Origin of the sequence: Planococcus versutus, from assembly GCF_001186155.3 — a bacterium.
In the GTDB taxonomy this organism is placed as follows: Bacteria; Bacillota; Bacilli; order Bacillales_A; family Planococcaceae; genus Planococcus; species Planococcus versutus.
This window is the reverse complement of sequence record NZ_CP016540.2, coordinates 221,091-239,830: the sequence shown is the minus strand read 5'-3', so window position 1 is coordinate 239,830 and position 18,740 is coordinate 221,091. Positions and strand designations below refer to the sequence as shown.

20 protein-coding genes are annotated in these 18,740 nt (G+C 39.2%); 8 read left to right on the top strand and 12 right to left on the bottom strand.

What is annotated here, in order from left to right; all coding sequences use genetic code 11:
* Positions 1-80: 80 nt before the first annotated feature.
* The 4 genes from I858_RS01310 to I858_RS01295 form a co-directional block, all read right to left on the bottom strand.
* Positions 81-392, bottom strand: coding sequence for a DUF3817 domain-containing protein (locus I858_RS01310; RefSeq protein ID WP_049693493.1), 312 nt, complete (start codon positions 390-392; stop codon positions 81-83).
* Positions 393-532: 140 nt separating this feature from the next.
* On the bottom strand, positions 533-1,726 hold the full coding sequence (locus I858_RS01305) for a class I SAM-dependent rRNA methyltransferase (RefSeq protein ID WP_049693492.1): 1,194 nt from the start codon (positions 1,724-1,726) through the stop codon (positions 533-535).
* A gap of 170 nt (positions 1,727-1,896) precedes the next feature.
* A complete protein-coding gene (locus I858_RS01300) occupies positions 1,897-2,253 on the bottom strand; it encodes a SpoIIAA family protein (RefSeq protein WP_049693491.1) in 357 nt (118 codons plus the stop codon).
* A gap of 21 nt (positions 2,254-2,274) precedes the next feature.
* The gene (locus tag I858_RS01295; protein ID WP_049693490.1) at positions 2,275-2,643 is read right to left on the bottom strand and encodes a SpoIIAA family protein; all 369 of its coding nucleotides are present in this window, start codon (positions 2,641-2,643) and stop codon (positions 2,275-2,277) included.
* Positions 2,644-2,824: 181 nt separating this feature from the next.
* Between I858_RS01295 and I858_RS01290 the strand changes: the two genes are divergently transcribed.
* Positions 2,825-3,487: a GntR family transcriptional regulator gene (locus I858_RS01290; protein ID WP_049693489.1), complete on the top strand. Its 663-nt coding sequence runs from the start codon at positions 2,825-2,827 to the stop codon at positions 3,485-3,487.
* A gap of 66 nt (positions 3,488-3,553) precedes the next feature.
* Here I858_RS01290 and brnQ read toward each other — a convergent pair whose 3' ends face one another.
* On the bottom strand, positions 3,554-4,924 hold the full coding sequence (gene brnQ, locus I858_RS01285) for a branched-chain amino acid transport system II carrier protein (RefSeq protein WP_049693488.1): 1,371 nt from the start codon (positions 4,922-4,924) through the stop codon (positions 3,554-3,556).
* Positions 4,925-5,404: 480 nt separating this feature from the next.
* Here brnQ and I858_RS01280 point away from each other — a divergent pair, with 480 nt between their 5' ends.
* Positions 5,405-5,770, top strand: a complete 366-nt coding sequence (locus I858_RS01280; protein ID WP_049693487.1) for a CidA/LrgA family protein — start codon at positions 5,405-5,407, stop codon at positions 5,768-5,770.
* Entirely contained in the window at positions 5,770-6,462 is a 693-nt protein-coding gene (locus I858_RS01275) for an LrgB family protein (protein ID WP_049693486.1), read from the top strand. Before I858_RS01280 ends, I858_RS01275 begins: the two co-directional genes overlap by 1 nt.
* A 49-nt stretch (positions 6,463-6,511) precedes the next feature.
* On the opposite strand, the gene I858_RS01270 is transcribed toward I858_RS01275, so the two are convergent.
* From I858_RS01270 to I858_RS17300, 3 genes are all read right to left on the bottom strand, one after another.
* Positions 6,512-8,116 carry an ABC transporter permease gene (locus I858_RS01270; RefSeq protein ID WP_049693485.1) on the bottom strand — a complete coding sequence of 535 codons (1,605 nt, stop codon included), beginning with the start codon at positions 8,114-8,116 and terminating at the stop codon, positions 6,512-6,514.
* Entirely contained in the window at positions 8,116-9,027 is a 912-nt protein-coding gene (locus I858_RS01265; RefSeq protein WP_049693484.1) for an ABC transporter ATP-binding protein, read from the bottom strand. Before I858_RS01265 ends, I858_RS01270 begins: the two co-directional genes overlap by 1 nt.
* 131 nt (positions 9,028-9,158) lie before the next feature.
* The gene (locus I858_RS17300) at positions 9,159-9,338 is read right to left on the bottom strand and encodes a hypothetical protein (RefSeq protein ID WP_239457200.1); all 180 of its coding nucleotides are present in this window, start codon (positions 9,336-9,338) and stop codon (positions 9,159-9,161) included.
* 348 nt (positions 9,339-9,686) lie between these two features.
* On the opposite strand from I858_RS17300, the gene I858_RS01260 reads away from it, so the two are divergent.
* From I858_RS01260 to I858_RS01240, 5 genes are all read left to right on the top strand, one after another.
* Positions 9,687-10,535 carry a transporter substrate-binding domain-containing protein gene (locus I858_RS01260; RefSeq protein WP_049693483.1) on the top strand — a complete coding sequence of 283 codons (849 nt, stop codon included), beginning with the start codon at positions 9,687-9,689 and terminating at the stop codon, positions 10,533-10,535.
* Positions 10,536-10,764: 229 nt separating this feature from the next.
* Entirely contained in the window at positions 10,765-11,463 is a 699-nt protein-coding gene (pxpB, locus tag I858_RS01255) for a 5-oxoprolinase subunit PxpB (RefSeq protein ID WP_049693482.1), read from the top strand.
* Positions 11,447-12,427 carry a 5-oxoprolinase subunit C family protein gene (locus tag I858_RS01250; RefSeq protein WP_049693481.1) on the top strand — a complete coding sequence of 327 codons (981 nt, stop codon included), beginning with the start codon at positions 11,447-11,449 and terminating at the stop codon, positions 12,425-12,427. The genes pxpB and I858_RS01250 overlap by 17 nt, the downstream gene beginning before the upstream one ends.
* Entirely contained in the window at positions 12,424-13,194 is a 771-nt protein-coding gene (locus I858_RS01245; RefSeq protein WP_049693480.1) for a LamB/YcsF family protein, read from the top strand. The genes I858_RS01250 and I858_RS01245 overlap by 4 nt, the downstream gene beginning before the upstream one ends.
* Before the next feature lie 48 nt (positions 13,195-13,242).
* Positions 13,243-13,485 (top strand): hypothetical protein, encoded by a 243-nt coding sequence (locus I858_RS01240; RefSeq protein ID WP_162273612.1) that lies wholly within the window; start codon positions 13,243-13,245, stop codon positions 13,483-13,485.
* Between the two features lie 77 nt (positions 13,486-13,562).
* Here I858_RS01240 and I858_RS01235 read toward each other — a convergent pair whose 3' ends face one another.
* The 4 genes from I858_RS01235 to I858_RS01220 all read right to left on the bottom strand — a co-directional run bounded on the left by I858_RS01235 (position 13,563) and on the right by I858_RS01220 (position 18,620).
* A complete protein-coding gene (locus I858_RS01235; protein ID WP_049693478.1) occupies positions 13,563-14,594 on the bottom strand; it encodes an ABC transporter ATP-binding protein in 1,032 nt (343 codons plus the stop codon).
* A gap of 13 nt (positions 14,595-14,607) precedes the next feature.
* Positions 14,608-15,666 (bottom strand): oligopeptide ABC transporter permease, encoded by a 1,059-nt coding sequence (opp3C, locus tag I858_RS01230; protein ID WP_049693477.1) that lies wholly within the window; start codon positions 15,664-15,666, stop codon positions 14,608-14,610.
* Positions 15,663-16,592, bottom strand: a complete 930-nt coding sequence (locus I858_RS01225; protein ID WP_049693476.1) for an ABC transporter permease — start codon at positions 16,590-16,592, stop codon at positions 15,663-15,665. Before I858_RS01225 ends, opp3C begins: the two co-directional genes overlap by 4 nt.
* A gap of 384 nt (positions 16,593-16,976) precedes the next feature.
* Positions 16,977-18,620 carry a peptide ABC transporter substrate-binding protein gene (locus I858_RS01220; RefSeq protein ID WP_049693475.1) on the bottom strand — a complete coding sequence of 548 codons (1,644 nt, stop codon included), beginning with the start codon at positions 18,618-18,620 and terminating at the stop codon, positions 16,977-16,979.
* Positions 18,621-18,740 lie beyond the last annotated feature (120 nt).

The window sequence follows — 18,740 nt, the reverse complement described above, 5'->3', positions numbered from 1 at the left end:
AGGAACAGAAGATATTTCGTTAATACAAAACAAAAACACCTATGGAAAAATCCCACAGATGTTTTCGTTTCGTTTTGTACTCAGGCAGTTGAAGGTTTCAACTGCAGCCAATGTCCAAGGCGTTTATCTAAAATAAAGTTTCCGAATGGTAAAAACGCTGAAACCACTGCGCCAATCGAAAAGCGAAACGGCCATTTATAAACAAACGTCATATAAATCGTGATAAGTATATACATACTAAACAAGGCACCATGAATCGGCCCAATAGCACGAACGGCTTCTGGAAACTCAAAAAAATATTTTAATGGCATGGCAATGAAAAGCAAGATCAATAATGAACTACCTTCTAGCAAGCCCATAAAACGAAAAGTGCTCAACGCATTTTTAAACATCGACGATCCCTCACAGTCTGCTTTTCATTATAAAAGTAGCAGCAGAAACTGTACAGAGATTGACAACAAATACATCTTTTTTATGGTGGTATAAAACCATTCTGTCACAAACTATTCGTTTTTTATGTGCTTTTTCTCAGTTAGCTCAATTTTACAAAGAGCACTTTCAAATAATCGCCTTCTTTAAATTCTTTTCGAACGCGAAAATCGCTTGGCAATGTAAATTCTTCGACTATGCTATATTTTCCACCTAGTTCTTTAAAAGCTTTATCAACAAACCCTTTGAACTTTTTCATTCCAAAAGAAGCACTGTTTGTCGAAGCAACAATGACGCCGTTTTTTTCCGTGAGGGCAATCGCTTCTTTCATCAAGTTCGTATAATCTTTGGATGTACTAAACGTATATTTTTTTGAACGTGCAAAGCTTGGCGGATCTAAAATAACCAAATCAAATTTCATTTCTTTTCGTTTAGCATACTTAAAATAATTAAAAACATCCATCACCAAAATATCTTGACTCTCAAAATCAAGACCATTCACACTAAATTGCTCAATCGTTTTACTCGAACTTCGTTTTGCCAAGTCCACACTCGTTGTGTTTGTTGCGCCACCAAGTGCTGCCACTACTGAAAATGCACCTGTATAAGAAAATGTGTTAAGTACGGTTTTGCCTTTGGCGTATTTTTGTTTGATGACGTTTCGTACATCTCGCTGATCTAAAAAAATTCCCGTCATGGCTCCGTCATTTAAGTAAACAGCGAAGTTTACACCATTTTCCTTTACAACTAGTGGAAATTCACCACGTTCACCTGCTACAAAATCATCTTCTTCAATATATTGACCTTTTGTATCAAAGCGTTTTTTCTGATAAATGCCTTTGCAGTCCACCACATTTTGTAGAGCAGCAATCACTTGATCTTTGAACGTATACATTCCTTCGCTATACCAGCTAAGCAAGTAAAATCCATCGTAGTAATCGATGATTAAGCCACCAAAACCATCGCCTTCTCCATTAAAAATACGGAAAGCCGTCGTTTCTTTGTTAGTGAAAAAAGCGTGTCGACGAGAAATAGCAGCCGCTAGCTTTTGTTCAATAAAGGTTTGGTCAATGGTCTCACTTTCGGTATTTGTTAATACCCAACCGTACCCTTTGTTTTGGCGACCATAATAGCCTTTTGCCAAAAAATGACCTTGCTTATCGACCAGCTTTAAAATGCTTCCTTCAGTCGCTATCACTTCGGGATCTTCTAACGCTTCTTTCGAAATTAACGGATAGCCTTTTGCGTATTCCGCTTTAAATTTATCATTTATCTTAATAGAAATTTCTGTTTTCATCGTCTCTCATCCTATCTGTTAAACATCATTCACTCCATAATTAGTGTATACGATAGCTGACTCTATGCCCACCCTGGTCAAGGGAATTTTCTAACTCTCGCTACCTTTGGTTAGCTTGCTTACACTACAATCAGAAAAGCGTTTTGCATTGTAAATGCAAAACGCTTTTCTTACTCTTGAATCCAATCCCACGCATCGTTCATTTCATCTAAATTAAAATACTTTACTTGAAGTTTTGGCAGCAGATTTTCAACTTCAGCCGATTGTTCTGGTAAAGAATTAGCGCTAATAACGGCGAATTTATGAAATTGATGCCATGCCTTCATATTTACTTGCATGCTTTCTTCAAGACCTGAAAAAGCTGGACCTTCTACATTATTTATGATGGCATAAATATTGAACTTTCCTTTGTCCGCAAATTTTTCTTGTATAATTCTATCGATTTTCATGGCATCTTCGTGTGTTGCTGTTCCTTCAAATTCAATAGCAATCGTTTCTTCGTCTTTACTTGGTACAAATGATAACATCTTTTTTCCTCCTCGAATTTGTTATTCAAACTGCTTGTTTTTAATCCAGTTCCATGCCTGCTCGGCTTCATCTATTTCGAAATATCGAGCTTTAACACCCGGCATAACATTACTAAGCTTGGTTATTGTTTCAAGGAGTTTCTTTTCACCGATGACCGCCAGCTTATTGTATTGGTTGCCATACTTCATATCGATTTTAGATTCTTCAATCAGTGCTTTAATCGTCGGTACCTCTATCTTTTGCATAACAGCAAAAGCATTAAACTGCTGATCATCAGAGAATTGTTCTCCAATTGCCTGTTCCAATTTGAGTAAGTCTTCTTTTGTGGCTGTTCCATTAAGTTCAAAAGCAATTGTGGTTGAATCTTGGCTTGGAATAAATGACAGCATGCTATTCCTCCTCATTTCTGTGCATGCGATTATGTCTGTATTATTCCCTATTTGGATAACGACAAACAGACACATAAAATTTATTTGAGAGATCTACTAGTATATTGCATAGTATATTTTGTGATTGGTGTTAATTACTGTATAATGGAAGAAATCACACAGTAAAAAAGGAGAGCTTGCAATGCCGATTCCAGTTAATCACTCTAAGCCCGTTCGTGTCTCAGCTAAAGAAAGTGCTTATCTTCAATTGCAGCAATGGATTATTGATGGCACGTTACAGCCAGAAGAAAAATTAATCGATACGGATTTAGCGCAAGCATTAAATTTGAGCAGAACCCCAATCCGTGAAGCTTTGCAATTATTAGAAGTTCAAGGATTTGTAGAAATGTTTCCCGGAAAAGCTACACGTGTTACAAATGTAAAAAAAGGTGATCTCAAAGACTTACTACCGCCTCTTGCTGTCTTACAAGCACTATCTGCAGAACTCGCCATCCCTAATCTTGATCAAGACGTTTTTACTTTATTAGAAGAAACCAACCAACGATTTATTGAAGCTATCCAAAGCCAAGATGGATTTTCGGCTTTAAAAATTGATCAAGAGTTTCATCAAATCATTGTAGATGCTGCCAACAATCCCTATATTTACAGCATACTTGGAAGTCTTCAGTCTCACGTAAGAAGACAGTTTTTTCACCACTCCTTAATGCTAACAAGGAGCTCTTATGATGAGCACGTGGAAATTATCCAAACTTTAAAAGAAAAAAACCCAGAAAAAGTAACACATTTAATGAAGTCTAATTGGGTACGTACAATAGATGAACTCTCGACTGTTAAAAGCTTATAATAACAATCAAAAAAGCTATATTCAAAGCCATGTGCTTTGAATATAGCTTTTTAGTTAGCATAGATTTTATCCGTTATCTTGAACCGCTTGAACTGTTACATTTTTTTTACTGCGCGCAATAACTGTCGTAATGGCAACAACGATGATCGCAGGCAAGAACCACCCTAATCCATTGCTGTAAAGAGGCAGTAAGTTCGCGTAAAAATCAATAATTGACTGCAGCCATTGAGGATTAGCGACGTTTAATGAAGAAGTTAATGCTTTTAAGCCATCAATTACGCTAACAAAAAATGTCACAACAGTTGTGGATATGTAGACAAATTGAGCGTGTCTGAACAAAGGTGACAAAAATGCTAGCAAGATCAACACTATCGCTAGTGGATACAAGAACATCAGTACCGGAATTGAATATGTAATGATATTTGCAAGCCCCGCATTGGTCACGACTAATGAAAAAGCAGAGAAAATAAAGACATATGTTTTATAACTAACTTTCGGTGTTAATTTATGGAAAAACCCAGCATTGGCAACCGTTAAGCCGATAGCTGTGGTTAAACAAGCCAAAATAATGATCATTGCCAACAAGCTTGCACCTAATGTTCCAAAATAATAATCAGAAGCACCACTCAATACGGGTCCTCCCGTTTCCAAAAGACCTAAAGCGGCTGTACTTGTGGATCCTAAATAAGCAATTCCTGTATAAACGATAGCTAGTAAAGTTGCAGCCACTATACCACTTTTTAACGTTGCAGTTAAGACACCTTTCGGTGAATTTACACCCATCTTGCGAACAGCTGAAATTACGATAATTCCAAATACCAATGAAGCGAGTGCATCCATTGTATTATAGCCTTCCGTAAATCCTGTAAAAAAAGCATCGCTTGTATAAACTGGCTCTGGAACTTGTTGTTTGCCCATCGGTTTTACAATAGCAGTCACCAATAATACACCTAGTGTAACTAAAATAGCCGGCGAAAGAATTTTACCAATACTATCCACTATTTTCGTAGGATTTAGTGAAACGATTAGTGAAATTCCAAAGAAAACCACTGAAAATACAAGTAAACCGATTGCTGCATGTGCTTCTCCAACAAATGGAGCAATACCCACTTCATAAGAAACTGCCCCCGTTCTTGGTAATGCAAACAGTGGACCTATTGTTAAATACAGTACAGCTGTGAAAATCACACCGTATAATGGATGGACACGACTTGATAAATCTTGCAGATCGTTGCTTTTTGAAAAACCGATTGCGAGAATACCTAATAATGGCAATCCAACGCCTGTAATTAGAAATCCTAAAATAGCAATCCACACATTTGTTCCTGCATATTGACCAAGCTCTGCAGGAAAAATCAAGTTACCTGCTCCAAAAAACAGTGCAAACAACATCATTCCTACTACAGCGTATGACTTAAAAGATAATTTGCTATCCATTACAAGTTCCTCCTAAAATTAGAACGATAAAGATTTTATATCTATTCCAGTATAATACATTTTATTTTTTCGAATTGCGATATATTGCACAAAGTAATAATACAATACAGAGTATGAATTGCAAGCCTTATCATTACTAATTTTCAAAATATTCATCTCTTTTATGTCATTTCCGGTTTTCTAGTTGTTATCTTAAAATATTATATATGCTTTTAAATGCATAAAAAATCGAAACATAATATCCTATCGCTAATTAAAGCAAGTTTAGCGACTTGATAAGTTAACTCTTTATTCACCTTCTATTCATTTAACAAATGAGCATTTTTTACAGAAAAATTTCTTCGAATTTTCTTGATTAGTTTTTATTGAATTATACGTTACACAATCCCTTCTCGCTTTTCACATGGAATGCTGTAAAATAATTTACTACAGAAAGAATAGGCATGAACTACTCGACCAAACGAAAGGCGGTGCTCTTTTTTGAAAATCATCTACACTTTCTTTCACCTTCTTGCGATTACCGGTTTTTATCTGTTGGGTGAAAAGCTGCAGGAATTTCTTCACATTCCATTACCCGGTAGTATTATTGGTTTTCTTTTACTTTTTACTGCTTTGATGCTAAAAATTTACCGCTTGGAGTGGATTGAATCTGGCGCTCACTTTATATTGGCTTTTTTACCGCTTTATTTTATACCAGCAACTGTCGGTGTAATTGAGTACGGTGAATTATTTTCTGGAAAAGGCATTTTGCTTCTTCCCATCGTCATGGTTAGTACGTTTCTGACGCTGGCTTCAGCTGGCTGGGTAAGCCAGTATGCCGCTGAACGAAAGGAGCGATCGGAGTAATGACCTTTAACTTAATCGCTGCTTTTTTCGCTTTTTTAACTGTCAGTACTTATTTTGTTACCAATTTTGTTTATTTACGCTACCGAAAAACTTTATTAAACCCAGTACTTGCTTCTACAGCTATTCTTGCATTCATTTTGGTGCTGGCTAATGTTCCTTATAATACGTATATGACAGGAGGTAGCTGGATTGGTACTTTGTTGGGACCCGCAGTTGTAGCTTTAGCAATACCGCTCTATAAACAAAGAGAATTGCTTTTTAGCAACTTGGTGCCTGTTGTTTCGGGCATTCTCGCAGGTGTTACTGTGGGAATGACTAGCGGCGTGTTGTTTACGCAACTATTCCATTTTTCAGAACAACTGATTTTGACAGTGTTGCCGAAATCATTAACGACACCTGTCGCGATGCAAGTCGCAAGTAACTTAGGTGGAATTCCTTCGTTAGCAGCGGTATTTGTCATGGTCGCCGGATTTACTGGTTATATTTTCGGTCCATTTGTGCTGAACTGGTTACACATAGATTCGTCGATTGGTCGAGGTATTGGTCTCGGTACTTCCGCACACGGTATGGGCACGGCAAAAGCATTCGAATATGGTCAACAAGAAGCTTCCATGGGTTCTGTTGCCATGACATTAAGCGCAGTATTTGGTGCTTTGCTTGGTCCTGTTATCGCATGGTTATTACTATTGTAAACAAAAAAGCCCATTCTTCTATTTTCAGAAGAGTGGGCTTTCGAGCGTTTTACTTTCCGATATCTCTGCGGTTGAATCCAATCATTCCAACGACTACGAACACCATAGCCACTCCTATTAATACTATTGCATTCATATAATTCATTTCTTCAATTGGCATCTTAGCAACAAATCCGAATGGTGTTAGTTTTTCTACCCAGTCCGGAAATTGAAACAATCCACCCAAGTAAATAACAAAAAACGAAAAAGCTAAATACAGCCAAATGCCATTTGTTAGTCGAGGAGTCCATCCTAGCAGTACAACAGTTAGCCCGATCATCACACAAATTGCCGGAAGATAAGCCAGCGCAGCACCATATAACATACCCATCGAAAACTTCTCTTCCATTACTGCATTTCCTGCTATACCCAGACCTAACGATGCTAAAGACAGCATGATGACTCCTGATAAAATGGCCATGACAAGATAACTGACCATTAAATGATTTCGAGAAACTGCGCGGCTCAAAATATGCTCAAGACGATCATTTTTTTCTTCTGTCTTTAATTTTAATATGGCCATGAGCGCCGGAATAGCACCTAAAATGGCCATAACCGACATGAGCATGGGGATAAATTGTTCGACTAGCGAAAATCCTTCTACTTTCACAATCAGTTGTTGAATCAGTTCAATTTCGTCAAAAAAAGATTCCAACTCTCCAAGAATCGAGCCGTAAGAAATACCGATTAGCAACAAACCGACTCCCCAAGAAATCAATCCCGTTCGCTGAAGTCGAAAAACTAGACCGAATGGACTTAGCAATAATGTTGAAGCTTCTTCTTTTCCCCCACGAGAAGCAAAAAACCCTGAGTCTAAATCACGAATGGCATTGAGGTACAGTGCAAGTACCATAAACAAAAATGCTACCGCTAATGTCAATAAAATTGGCCACCAGTAATTATTCACAAAAGCTTCTGAACGCAAGACCCAACTAAGTGGTGAAAACCAAGATATGGTTTCATTTGTAACATCACCAACCGCGCGTGTGATATACATCAAGAGCAAAACTGCAATCGACAAGCCCAGTGCGCTTCTTGCATTTGAAAAAAGCTGTGCACAAAGAGCAGCAATTGCTGCAAAAAGTATTCCACTTGCACCGAGGGCTGAACCGTAAATGAGCGATCCATTTAAATCGATGCTGTCGATGCTAAGAACGGTTAATGAGCCCGCTACAAGCAAAGCCAAAACGACGTTAACACCAATCAATAGCAATAAGATTGAAGACACATTTGCCAAGCGGCCGACAGGTAAAGAACGTACCATTTCAATGCGACCATCTTCTTCATCAGTACGTGTATGACGGATAACTAACAAAATACTCATCAGACCAACAACTACAGCCGTTATCAAAAGCATTTCATGCGCCGTCATAGCACCCACTGTATAATTAGTTATCCCATAGCCGGGACCTACCATGGCCACCATAGCGGGGTTTTCTAGCGTCTGGGCCATGGCTTGTCTTTCTTCTGCATTTTGATACAATCCCACAAAAGTTAACGCAATAATAGCTGTAACAGCAGTAAACGATAACAGCCAAATCGGCAGACGCAGACGATCGCGACGTAACATAAAACGCATCAATGTTCCGGTGCCGTCGAAGAGATGCCTATTCATTAGAATTCGCCTCCCGCCCCTGCTATCTTGTCGGTTCCTTCGTAATGGCGCATAAACAATTCTTCTAACGTAGGTGGTGAACTTTCGATACGCGTCACACCAAATTGACTAAGGTAACGAATCACTCGATCTACTTCTTTTGTTTCTACTTGAAAAGACCATCCGTTGCCTTTTTGTTGAATGCCGCTAACCCCGTTGAGCGCTGCCAGATCAGTAATGGGTTCTTTTGTTTCGACCAACATTACTATTCCTGTCAAATGACGAAGTTCTTGTAAGCTTCCTGTTTCAATGATTTTCCCTTCACGAATAATCGCCACTTTGTCACAGAGCTTTTCCACTTCAGATAAGATATGACTAGACAATAAAATACTTTTGCCTTGTTGTTTCGCTTCTAAAACGTATTCTTGGAAAACTCGTTCCATTAAAGGATCTAGCCCTGATGTAGGTTCATCTAAGATATACAAATCAACATCCGAAGAAAAAGCCGCGATTAAAGCTACTTTTTGACGATTGCCTTTTGAATAGGTACGGCATTTTTTAGTCGGATCCAAATCAAATTTCTGAATCAACTCTTCACGTCGTTCTAGACTAGTGCCCCCACGCAAGTTAACGAATAAATCGATAACTTCTCCACCTGTTAAGTTAGGCCATAAGTTGACGTCGCCTGGAACATAAGCAACACGTTTATGGATTTCTACAGCTTCTTTCCAAGAATCTTTGCCGAAAATTTCAGCACTTCCTCCCGTAGCTTTCAAAATACCGAGTAACACACGCAAAGTGGTTGATTTTCCAGAGCCGTTGGGTCCGATAAACCCATACACTTCGCCTTTTTTCACTTCAATATTGACGCCATCCAATGCTGTAAACTCACCGAATGTCTTTGTTAAATTTGTTGTTTTTAATACGGTCATGAGTCTCTCTCCTTACTGATATAAAAGCTTTTTTGTAAAGTATCAAGATAGTCGTAAAACTCGTCCCAATACGGCTCAAAATTCAGTTTACTCATTTTTTGGTCGTGTAGTTTGCGCAAAAGATCTTGCTGTTAGCCGTCAATTCCCCACCGAATTAAATTAAATACTTTTTCAATGTCAAGATCATTTCTAACTAGAGACTTACAGATCTCTTTATGCATCAAGACATATCCTTGCTGGTGCAATTGTTCAAATCGCATTTCTAAATGTAACGGCAACTCGAGCTCTTTTGATAATAACATTGTCTCCATAAAATTGAAGATATGCTCATTTTCCAGTTTTGCGATACGATTAGTGGATGCTTGCTCATAGCCGTATTCAGCAAACTCGCTTAATGCTGAATTGAGTATTTTTGTTGTTTTTCAGAATTGAGGTTTTTGAATTTCTTCATAGGCTTTCCTTCTTCCTGCTTCGTTGACCAGTATGGTCTATTTTAGAATATGCCTGTTGACCACACTGGTCAATCTAATTGATATAATTTTCAGATATCTCAAATTTCCTTTTTGATTTAATTCTCTTTATTTACCAATTAAATCATTGTTCTTCTGCTCTAATAATGCTATGTTTTAAATGGCATAAAATACTAGGGGGAATTGCAATTGAAAAAATTGTTTTGGAGTAAAAAAGGATCCATAGTCGCTGGTTTAATGATCGTATCGCTTTTAAGTGCATGTGGAAATGATGAAGATGCAGCAACTGAAGAAAAAACGACCGCTTGGGATGATATCCAAGAAGCTGGAAGTTTAACTGTCGCTACATCAGGGACATTATTTCCTACATCGTATCGCGATGAAGGATCAGACGACTTGACTGGCTTTGAAGTAGAAGTAGTTCGTGAAATTGGCGAGCGCTTAGAATTGGCAATTGAATTTACAGAGCTTGGTTTCGACGAAATGCTCACATCTGTCCAAACGGGGCAAGTTGACATTGCTGCAAACGACATTGAAATCACAAAAGACCGCGCTGAGAATTTCATCTTTTCTACTCCATTTAAATACTCATACGGAACAGCGATTGTTCGTTCAGGGGATTTGTCAGGCATCAAGACCTTGGAAGATCTAAAAGGCAAAAAAGCTGCCGGTGCTTCGACTTCTGTTTATATGGAAACTGCTCGTGAATATGGCGCTGAAGAAGTAGTTTACGATAATGCTACAAATGAAACATACTTACGCGATGTTTCCATTGGCCGTACAGACGTTATTTTAAATGACTATTACTTACAAACTTTAGCAATTGCTGCATTTCCAGAGCTGGATATCGTAATCCATCCAGACTTGAAATACAGCCCGTCCGAAGTTGGCGTTGTGATGAACAAAGACAATAAAGAACTAGCTGACAATGTAAACCGTGTCATTGACGAAATGCTTGAAGATGGCACCATCGCTGAAATTTCTGCTGAGTTTTTCAACGGTGCCGATGCAACTCAAAAAGTGGATATTGAAGAATAAAGGATAAAAGCCGCTCTCGTTTGAGCGGCTTTTTTATTGTTTCATTGGTAATAGAAGCTGTTATTATCCTTTTTTTGGATATACTATCCGTATTTGCTCAAATACTGTCCATTTCACTCGAAATACTGTCCAAATAAAGAAAATACCATCCAAAAGTGTTCAAATACTGTCCAACCTCCCATATACTAGAATAAACTAGTAAGAATAATCAGGAAATGAGGAGATGTAAGTGAATACTCTTTTCTCACCACTTGGAGATCGAGCAATCGTTATTGAACTTGGCGATGAAATCAATGACCAAACAGAGCAACACGTAAGAAAAGTAGCTGCTTTACTAGAAAGCCGTCAACCGGAATGGATGATTGAATTCATTCCTGCCTTTGTAACGGTAGCAGTCTTTTACAATCCTTGTCTGGCAAAATACGATGATGTGAAAATAGCATTAAAAGAACTGCTGACTCAATTGACAGAAAGTCTTCCTATCGAATCAAGAACCATTGAAATTCCTGTTTGCTACGGGGGTGACTTGGGACCTGACTTGGAATTCGTGGCACAACACAATCAATTGACTCCACGCGAAGTTATTGATATTCATACATCTGGCAATTACTCGGTACATATGATTGGTTTTGCTCCTGGATTTCCTTTTATCGGAGGCATGTCTAAAAAAATAGCAGCGCCACGACGCGATTCGCCGCGTCTTCGCATTCCAGAGCGGACGGTAGGAATCGCTGGCATGCAAACGGGCGTTTATCCAATTGAAACTCCTGGCGGCTGGCAATTGATTGGCAGAACACCGATGCGACTGTTTCTTCCTGAAAAAGATATTCCGAGTCTGCTTCGTGCAGGTGACAAAGTTATTTTCAAGGAAATCTCCAAAGAAGAGTATCACGCATGGGAGGATGACTTGAATGCTGAAAATTCTTAAGAGCGGCTTACAAACATCTGTTCAAGACCTCGGTAGAGTAGGCTTTCAAAAATACGGCGTCATTGTCAGTGGTGCCATGGATCCTTTTGCTCATCGCATAGCCAATTTACTAACTGGCAATGATGAACGACTTGCTACGCTTGAAATCACTTTAATCGGGCCAACAATTCAATTTACTAAAGACGCTGTTATTGCTTTATGTGGTGGAGATTTAAGTCCTCAACTAGATGATAACGACATAAAAATGTGGCGCATGCTTCCTGTAAAAAAAGGAAGTACTTTGACGTTTGGTGAGCCTCGTATTGGTACACGTTGTTATTTAGCAGTTGCTGGTGGCATTGACGTTCCTGAATTGATGGGGAGCCGTTCAACTTATTTGCGTGCTGGAATTGGCGGCTTTCAAGGACGCGCTTTAACAAAAGGCGATGAAGTACACATTGGTAAAATGAATCTACTACAAACGAAAGCACTGCATCAATATACAGAAAATGAGTTTGAATGGCTACTTCCGCCCGTTCGCTATTATGAAGAGCCCATAATTCGTATGATCAAAGGAAAGCAATTCGACTTATTCACCGAAGACAGCAAGAGACGAATATTCAGTGAAGCTTTTACTGTTTCAGCAAGTTCTGACCGTATGGGTTACCGATTAGAAGGTGCACATCTGGCTTTAGAAATGCCCACTGAATTGATTTCAGAGGCGGTTGCATTTGGGTCTATTCAAGTTCCAGCGGATGGCAACCCGATTGTTTTGTTAGCAGATCGCCAAACAACAGGTGGCTATCCAAAAATCGGACAGATTATCTCTGTTGATTTACCGCTCGTTAGCCAGTTGAAACAAGGACAGCATCTACGTTTCAAAGAGATTTCTCTGCAAGATGCGCAACAGCGCTTGGTTGAACAAGAACAATACATTCGGCAAGTAAAAGCCGCAATTCACTTAAAACAGGAGGAATGGACATGACTTTTAAAGTAGATTTAAACTGCGACATGGGTGAAAGTTTTGGCGCTTACCAGATGGGCAACGACGAGGAAATACTTGATTACGTAACATCAGCAAACATCGCTTGCGGTTTTCATGCTGGTGACGCTTCAACTATGCGGAAAACGGTTAAACTGGCGCTCGAGAAAAACGTTGGCATCGGGGCTCATCCTGGACTTCAAGATTTAGTAGGTTTTGGACGTCGCAACATGGCCTTGTCTCCTCAAGAAGCTTACGATTTGGTCGTTTACCAAATCGGTGCCTTGTCCGGTTTTGTCAAAGCCGAAGGGGGCCACTTACAGCACGTTAAAGCACATGGTGCTCTTTACAACATGGCAGTCAAAAACGGTGCGTTGTCAGAAGCGATTGCAGAAGCAGTTTATAAAATCGATCCCGAATTGGTACTGTTTGGACTGTCGGACAGTGAAATCATTAAAGCTGGGAAAAAAATTGGCTTACGTACTGCAAACGAAGTTTTTTCAGATCGAACCTATCAAACAGATGGCTCTTTAACACCACGAACTGAAAGCAACGCCTTAATCACCGATCCACAAATTGCCATCGATCAAGTCGTTCGCATGGTTAAGGAAAACAAAGTTGCCACTGTGGAACAGACCGATGTTGCGCTTGAAGCAGAGACGATTTGTATACACGGAGACGGCATCAACGCACTTGCTTTTGCCCTTCAGATTTCAAAATCCTTAAAAGAATCGGACATTCATATTGTGAAAATAGGCGACTTTGTTTAACACAAACTAAGGGGGATTTTGATAAATCACGTAAAGAAGATGAAAAATATGAATCGTAGTGTTTTGATTGGCGCTGCTTTTTTGATGGCTACATCAGCGATTGGATCTGGATTTCTAACACAAACACCAGTTTTCACAAAGACATTACTAGCTTCTTTTGGATTTGTTATTTTAATTTCTATCCTTATTGATATCGGCGCACAAACAAATATTTGGCATCCTTATCATCTTATCCATGTCGTGGATGGGCATTTATACATTGATGAATGGTATTCCAGAGCCATTAAATAGAAGAACTCTATCAAAAAAGAGCGGTCACCAAAGGTCATTTGTCATGACTTTTAGTGATCACTCTTTTTCAATTCATGTTAAGATGAAGAATTTCCTGTCTCGACAAGTTTGCTGTTTTCTGTTGCAACAGAAACTCGTGAGTCTTGTAGCCAACAAGCTACAGAATGGCCAGTTTCAGACACTGTATCGCGCGGTGTGTACGTGTGACATACTGACATCGTGTGCGGACACCTTGCAGCAAATGCACAGCCTTCTCCAAGAGTTGCAAGGTTAGGTGGTGAACCGGCAATCGGCATTAGCGGTTGTCCACGGTCTTCATTTAGTTTGGGCATAGACCGCAGGAGTCCAAGTGTATACGGATGTTGAGGATTATAGAAAATTTCATCCAGCGTTCCCTGCTCCACTATTTTGCCACCATACATAACGGCTACGCGATCAGCCATATTCGCAACTACACCCAAATCGTGCGTAATTAAAATAATAGCTGTTTCTGTTTTTTGTTGTAAATCCTTCATCAATTCAAGGATTTGCGCTTGAATGGTTACATCGAGAGCTGTTGTTGGCTCGTCTGCAATTAATACTTTGGGGTTACTAGCAAGTGCTAGTGCAATCACCACACGTTGTCTCATGCCACCTGAAAATTGGTGTGGGTAATTTTCAAGTCGATTTTCAGCTTGTGGAATCCCAACTAGCTTGAGCATATCCAGTGCGCGTTCACGCGCATGAGCTTTTGTTAACCGCTCATGTCGCTGAACCCCTTCCATAATTTGTTTTCCTACTTTCATCGTCGGGTTGAGAGAAGTCATAGGATCTTGAAAAACCATAGAAATTTCCGAACCACGTAAATTAGTGATTTGATTTTTAGACATTTGCAATAAACTTTCGCCGTTAAACTTAATATCGCCTTTTGTGATTTCGGTTGTCGCTTTTGGCAGTAGCTGCATAATAGATTTTGCCGTTACGGACTTACCCGAACCCGACTCTCCAACGATGGCGAGCGTTTCTCCTTTTTTTAACTCAAAGTTCACGCCTCTTACCGCTGTCAGTTTACCGTGTTGAGTTCTAAACGCTACATGCAGATCTTCGACAGTCAAAATCGTGTTGGTCATGGTGGGCACTCCTTTATTTTCTCATTTTTGGATCTAGTGCATCACGCAGTCCATCGCCAAGTAAATTGAAAGAAATCATGATGATGCTAATTACTAAAGCGGGAAATATCAATTTATAGGGAAAATACCTCATTGATTTATAGCCATCTTCAATCAGTACGCCGAGAGATGCGAGTGGCGCTTGTAACCCCAGTCCGATAAAACTTAAAAATGCTTCAAAGAAAATCGCCGTGGGAATTGTGAACATCACTGTAACAATAATAGGACCCATAACGTTTGGCAGTAAATGCTTGGAAATCAAGCGTGGATTTGAAGCACCAAGCGTTCGTGAAGCCAAAACAAATTCCTGTCCCTTTAATTGCAAGACCTGCCCACGTACAACACGCGCCATTCCAACCCATCCCGTAATGACCATCGCTAAAATAATGGAAGTAATTCCAGGCTCTAGTACAAGAATAAACAAGATAATGACAATCAGGTTCGGAATCCCCATAAGGATTTCGATGATCCGTTGCATGACATTATCAATGCGTCCTCCATAAAACGAAGAAATTCCGCCATAAATAACCCCGATTAACAAATCAAGCGCAGCTGCCACCACTGCAATAAACAAAGAAATTTGTGTTCCCCGCCATACTCGGGTCCAAATATCGCGTCCGAATTCATCTGTACCAAACCAATAATTCGTTTGAACATCTCGCTCGGCATATTCGTTTACGTCTTGCGAGTTTAACCCACTAAAGCCCATCCATTCTAAACCTTCAACTTTTGGAGGCAGATTCGAATGCGTTAAGTTTTGTTCACGGTAAGAAAACTCATTCATTCCAGGCCCCACTAGCGCTAGAATAATTAAAAAAACCAATAAAATTAATGAAATCATCGCTCCTTTATTTTTGATCAAGCGATGAAAAGCTTCTTTCCAAAAAGAAACTGCTGGTGTTCCAATTTCTTCACTTTTTCGGTCGTCAAGCGGTGCTTTAACAAATAAGTCTGATGGAATGTCTTCATACGCATATTGGTTTTGTACTTGTAAGTCTTGATGCAAGGGAAGATTTGATGTGTTTTTTGTCATGCTGCTCCTCCCTTATAATTAATGCGTGGATCTAACAAGCTGTAAATAATATCGACAACAAAAACAACGAAAATAAACAAGGCACTATAGAAAATCGTGATTCCCATAATTACGCTGTAATCCAGTACCAAAATCGATAAAGTGAATTGTTCACCTAGTCCAGGTACAGCAAATATTTTTTCGATAACCAACGTCCCAGTCATAATTGATACAGCTAGTGGCCCCAACATCGTAACAACTGGAATAAGCGCATTACGAATTACGTGTTTGACCATAACTTGATGTTCTTTTAAACCTTTAGCTCTAGCTGTAGTAATATAGTCTTGCCCAATCACTTCGAGCATTTCACTGCGAATAAAACGCGCAACTGTTGCCGTTACCGTAACTGACAACGCGATAGAAGGCATGAGCGTACTAGAGTATCCTTCCCATAAAGCAACAGGCAGCCATTCTAACTTTACTCCTACGTAATACTGCAACAGCGCAGCAAAAACAAAAGAGGGAATAGACATGCCGAGCACTGCTAATGTTACTGAACCATAATCTAAAATGGAGTTGTGCTTTAAAGCTGAAACAATGCCCAACATCATTCCGATAATCGCACCAATGACCAACGCCTGCAATCCGATAAACGCAGAAGGTCCAACCCGGTCGCTAATCATACTTGTAACCGTTCGCCCTTCATGCTGGAATGAATACCCTAAATCACCTTGAAGCAAGTTGCCAATGTATTGTATGTATTGAATGGCAACCGGCTGGTCCAATCCATATTTAGCATTTAAAATTGCCAATTGACTATCCGTTAATTTTTCTGGATTGGTAAACGGCGTACCGGGTAATAGTTGCATTAAGAAAAATGTAGCTGTCACAATAATGAAAAGCGTAACAATCATAAAGCCAATACGCTTCAGTAAATATCCTTTCATGCAAACACCTCAGTTCTATCTATAGGGTAAAATGATAAGCGCAAGCTTTTGTCTGTCATAAAACAGACCAGCGAGACGACGTTCTTCGCCACAACGCTGGATTGGCTTTTGTTTTGGAAGATCACTTGTCTCATCGCTCTGTCTAGTGTTCTTTTGATTTATTGAAAATAAAAGAGTAAAAGTTGTCACTCACTCATGCGTATCATTACTCTAAGTCTTTTAGAAGAAAGACTGCAAAGTTGCGCTCTTGTCTTACCAGTTGCACGAGATCTTGAATTTCTGCGACCCCGAAAAAGCTGAGCGACTTTTTCAAGCCATTGAAAATACGAGGATGTCCCGTTAACCGGCTACACCCTCGTATCTATTAGCTGTAACCTTATGTTTTTATTCTTCGATTGTCACCCATTTGTAAGAAAAAGAAGCTCCTGTTGGATGAACCAATAGATTTTTGATTTTGCTTCTCATCAAGACAGCTGTACCGTCTTGATAAAGTGGTGCAATTGCTGCATCTTCTTCTAGCAAGATTTTCTCAGTATCTAACAACATTTGGTAACGTTTTTCAAGATCTGTTTCTGTTCTTGCTGATGCCACTAATTCTTCCAATTTTGCATTTGAATAATCCATACGGTTAGCTGAACCGCCTTCTAACCACATATCCAAGTAAGTCATTGGATCACTATAATCCGGCCCCCATGAAGATAAAGACAAATCATAATCGATTGCTTTTTCGATTTCTAGACGTTGAGCAAAAGGAACCGCTTTGATATTCAATTTAAATCCTGGAAGGTTGTCTTCCAATTGCGCTTGAATGTATTCTGCTACTTTTTTATGATCTTCAGAGTCTGCAATGTTGATTGAAACGTTTACTTCTTCTACTCCAGCTTCTTTTAAGCCTGTTTCCCAAACTTTCTGAGCTTCTTCTACTGTGCCTGTGTTAAAATCTCCATTTATGTCGCGGAAATCTTCACCTGCTGGTGATTTGAAGAATCCTTTTGGAACAATCCCATCTAATGGTGTCGAACCATTTTTCAAAATAACATCTGTTAAACTTTTCTTATCGATTGCCATGTTAACGGCTTGACGAATGTTTTTATTGCCTAGTACTGGATGGTTGTGGTTGAAACGCAGGAAAAGAATTTCCGGCTCTAAAATTGTGTCAAAGTTTTCGTCATCTTTGTTTTGGTCTACCGCTTCTGAACTTAAGACAATGCGGTCTACTTTATTGGTTTCATATAAGTTGATGCCTGCTGCTGGGTCTTTTACAACATATGCATTGATTGCATCTAACTTCACTGCATCTGCATCCCAGTAGTCTTCGTTCTTTTCGTATTTCCAGCCTTGTTCGTGCGTCCAGTCAACCAATGTGAATGGACCGTTAAAAAGAACATTTTCTGCTTCCAATGCATATTGGTCGCCTTGTTCTTCAACAAATTTCTGGTTTTGAGGCAAGAAAGTTGGGAACGTCATTAACGATTGGAACAACGGGTTTGCTGCTTCCAATGTCACTTCTACTGTTTTTTCATCAATTGCTTTAATCCCTAAATCTTCTGTATCCATTTCTTCGTTCATGATAGCTTCAGAATTTTTAATGCCTGCTGTTACAAACATGAAGTTGTAAGGACTCGCATCTTTCATCACGCGTTTCCATGCATATTCAAAATCTTGTGCAGTTACGGGGTCTCCATTACTCCAGTTCGAGTCACGCAATGTGAACGTGTGAACCGTCTTATCTTCATTTTCTTTATGTTCTGTTACTAAAGCTTCAATTGGTTCATTGTTTTCATCTTGGCGGTAAAGACCTTCGTTGACATTATTCAATACTGTAAAGGCAATACCGTCATGTGCTTTTGTAGAATCTAAAGTAGGAATATCTGCTGTAGTTGAAATATTTAATACTTGTTTAGTTTCTCCTTCTGAACCGCCAGTTTCTTCATTCGAACTTTCTGACGAGTTAAAGTTACAGCCTGCTAAAAATAGAACAAATGCAATCATAATCATGAAAATTTTCGTCTTTCTCTTTCTCCCCATTTTCATACCCCCATTTATTTGATAATTCTATTTAATCATAATTGTTATTGCATAAATAGGCAACAAGATGTTTAAATTTTCAAATATATAATTAACATGGTAATCTAAAATCACAAAAGA

What these genes read in the sequence shown, in the direction of transcription:
- I858_RS01245 (WP_049693480.1), top strand. Translation starts at nt 12,424, where the DNA reads ATGACTTTTAAAGTAGATTTAAACTGCGACATGGGTGAAAGTTTTGGC.
- I858_RS01220 (WP_049693475.1), bottom strand. Translation starts at nt 18,620, where the DNA reads ATGGGGAGAAAGAGAAAGACGAAAATTTTCATGATTATGATTGCATTT.
- I858_RS01270 (WP_049693485.1), bottom strand. Translation starts at nt 8,116, where the DNA reads ATGAATAGGCATCTCTTCGACGGCACCGGAACATTGATGCGTTTTATG.
- I858_RS01290 (WP_049693489.1), top strand. Translation starts at nt 2,825, where the DNA reads ATGCCGATTCCAGTTAATCACTCTAAGCCCGTTCGTGTCTCAGCTAAA.
- I858_RS01300 (WP_049693491.1), bottom strand. Translation starts at nt 2,253, where the DNA reads ATGTTATCATTTGTACCAAGTAAAGACGAAGAAACGATTGCTATTGAA.
- I858_RS01295 (WP_049693490.1), bottom strand. Translation starts at nt 2,643, where the DNA reads ATGCTGTCATTTATTCCAAGCCAAGATTCAACCACAATTGCTTTTGAA.
- brnQ (WP_049693488.1), bottom strand. Translation starts at nt 4,924, where the DNA reads ATGGATAGCAAATTATCTTTTAAGTCATACGCTGTAGTAGGAATGATG.
- I858_RS01250 (WP_049693481.1), top strand. Translation starts at nt 11,447, where the DNA reads ATGCTGAAAATTCTTAAGAGCGGCTTACAAACATCTGTTCAAGACCTC.
- opp3C (WP_049693477.1), bottom strand. Translation starts at nt 15,666, where the DNA reads ATGACAAAAAACACATCAAATCTTCCCTTGCATCAAGACTTACAAGTA.
- I858_RS01265 (WP_049693484.1), bottom strand. Translation starts at nt 9,027, where the DNA reads ATGACCGTATTAAAAACAACAAATTTAACAAAGACATTCGGTGAGTTT.
- I858_RS01305 (WP_049693492.1), bottom strand. Translation starts at nt 1,726, where the DNA reads ATGAAAACAGAAATTTCTATTAAGATAAATGATAAATTTAAAGCGGAA.
- I858_RS01310 (WP_049693493.1), bottom strand. Translation starts at nt 392, where the DNA reads ATGTTTAAAAATGCGTTGAGCACTTTTCGTTTTATGGGCTTGCTAGAA.
- I858_RS17300 (WP_239457200.1), bottom strand. Translation starts at nt 9,338, where the DNA reads ATGGAGACAATGTTATTATCAAAAGAGCTCGAGTTGCCGTTACATTTA.
- I858_RS01235 (WP_049693478.1), bottom strand. Translation starts at nt 14,594, where the DNA reads ATGACCAACACGATTTTGACTGTCGAAGATCTGCATGTAGCGTTTAGA.
- I858_RS01240 (WP_162273612.1), top strand. Translation starts at nt 13,243, where the DNA reads ATGAATCGTAGTGTTTTGATTGGCGCTGCTTTTTTGATGGCTACATCA.
- I858_RS01225 (WP_049693476.1), bottom strand. Translation starts at nt 16,592, where the DNA reads ATGAAAGGATATTTACTGAAGCGTATTGGCTTTATGATTGTTACGCTT.
- I858_RS01275 (WP_049693486.1), top strand. Translation starts at nt 5,770, where the DNA reads ATGACCTTTAACTTAATCGCTGCTTTTTTCGCTTTTTTAACTGTCAGT.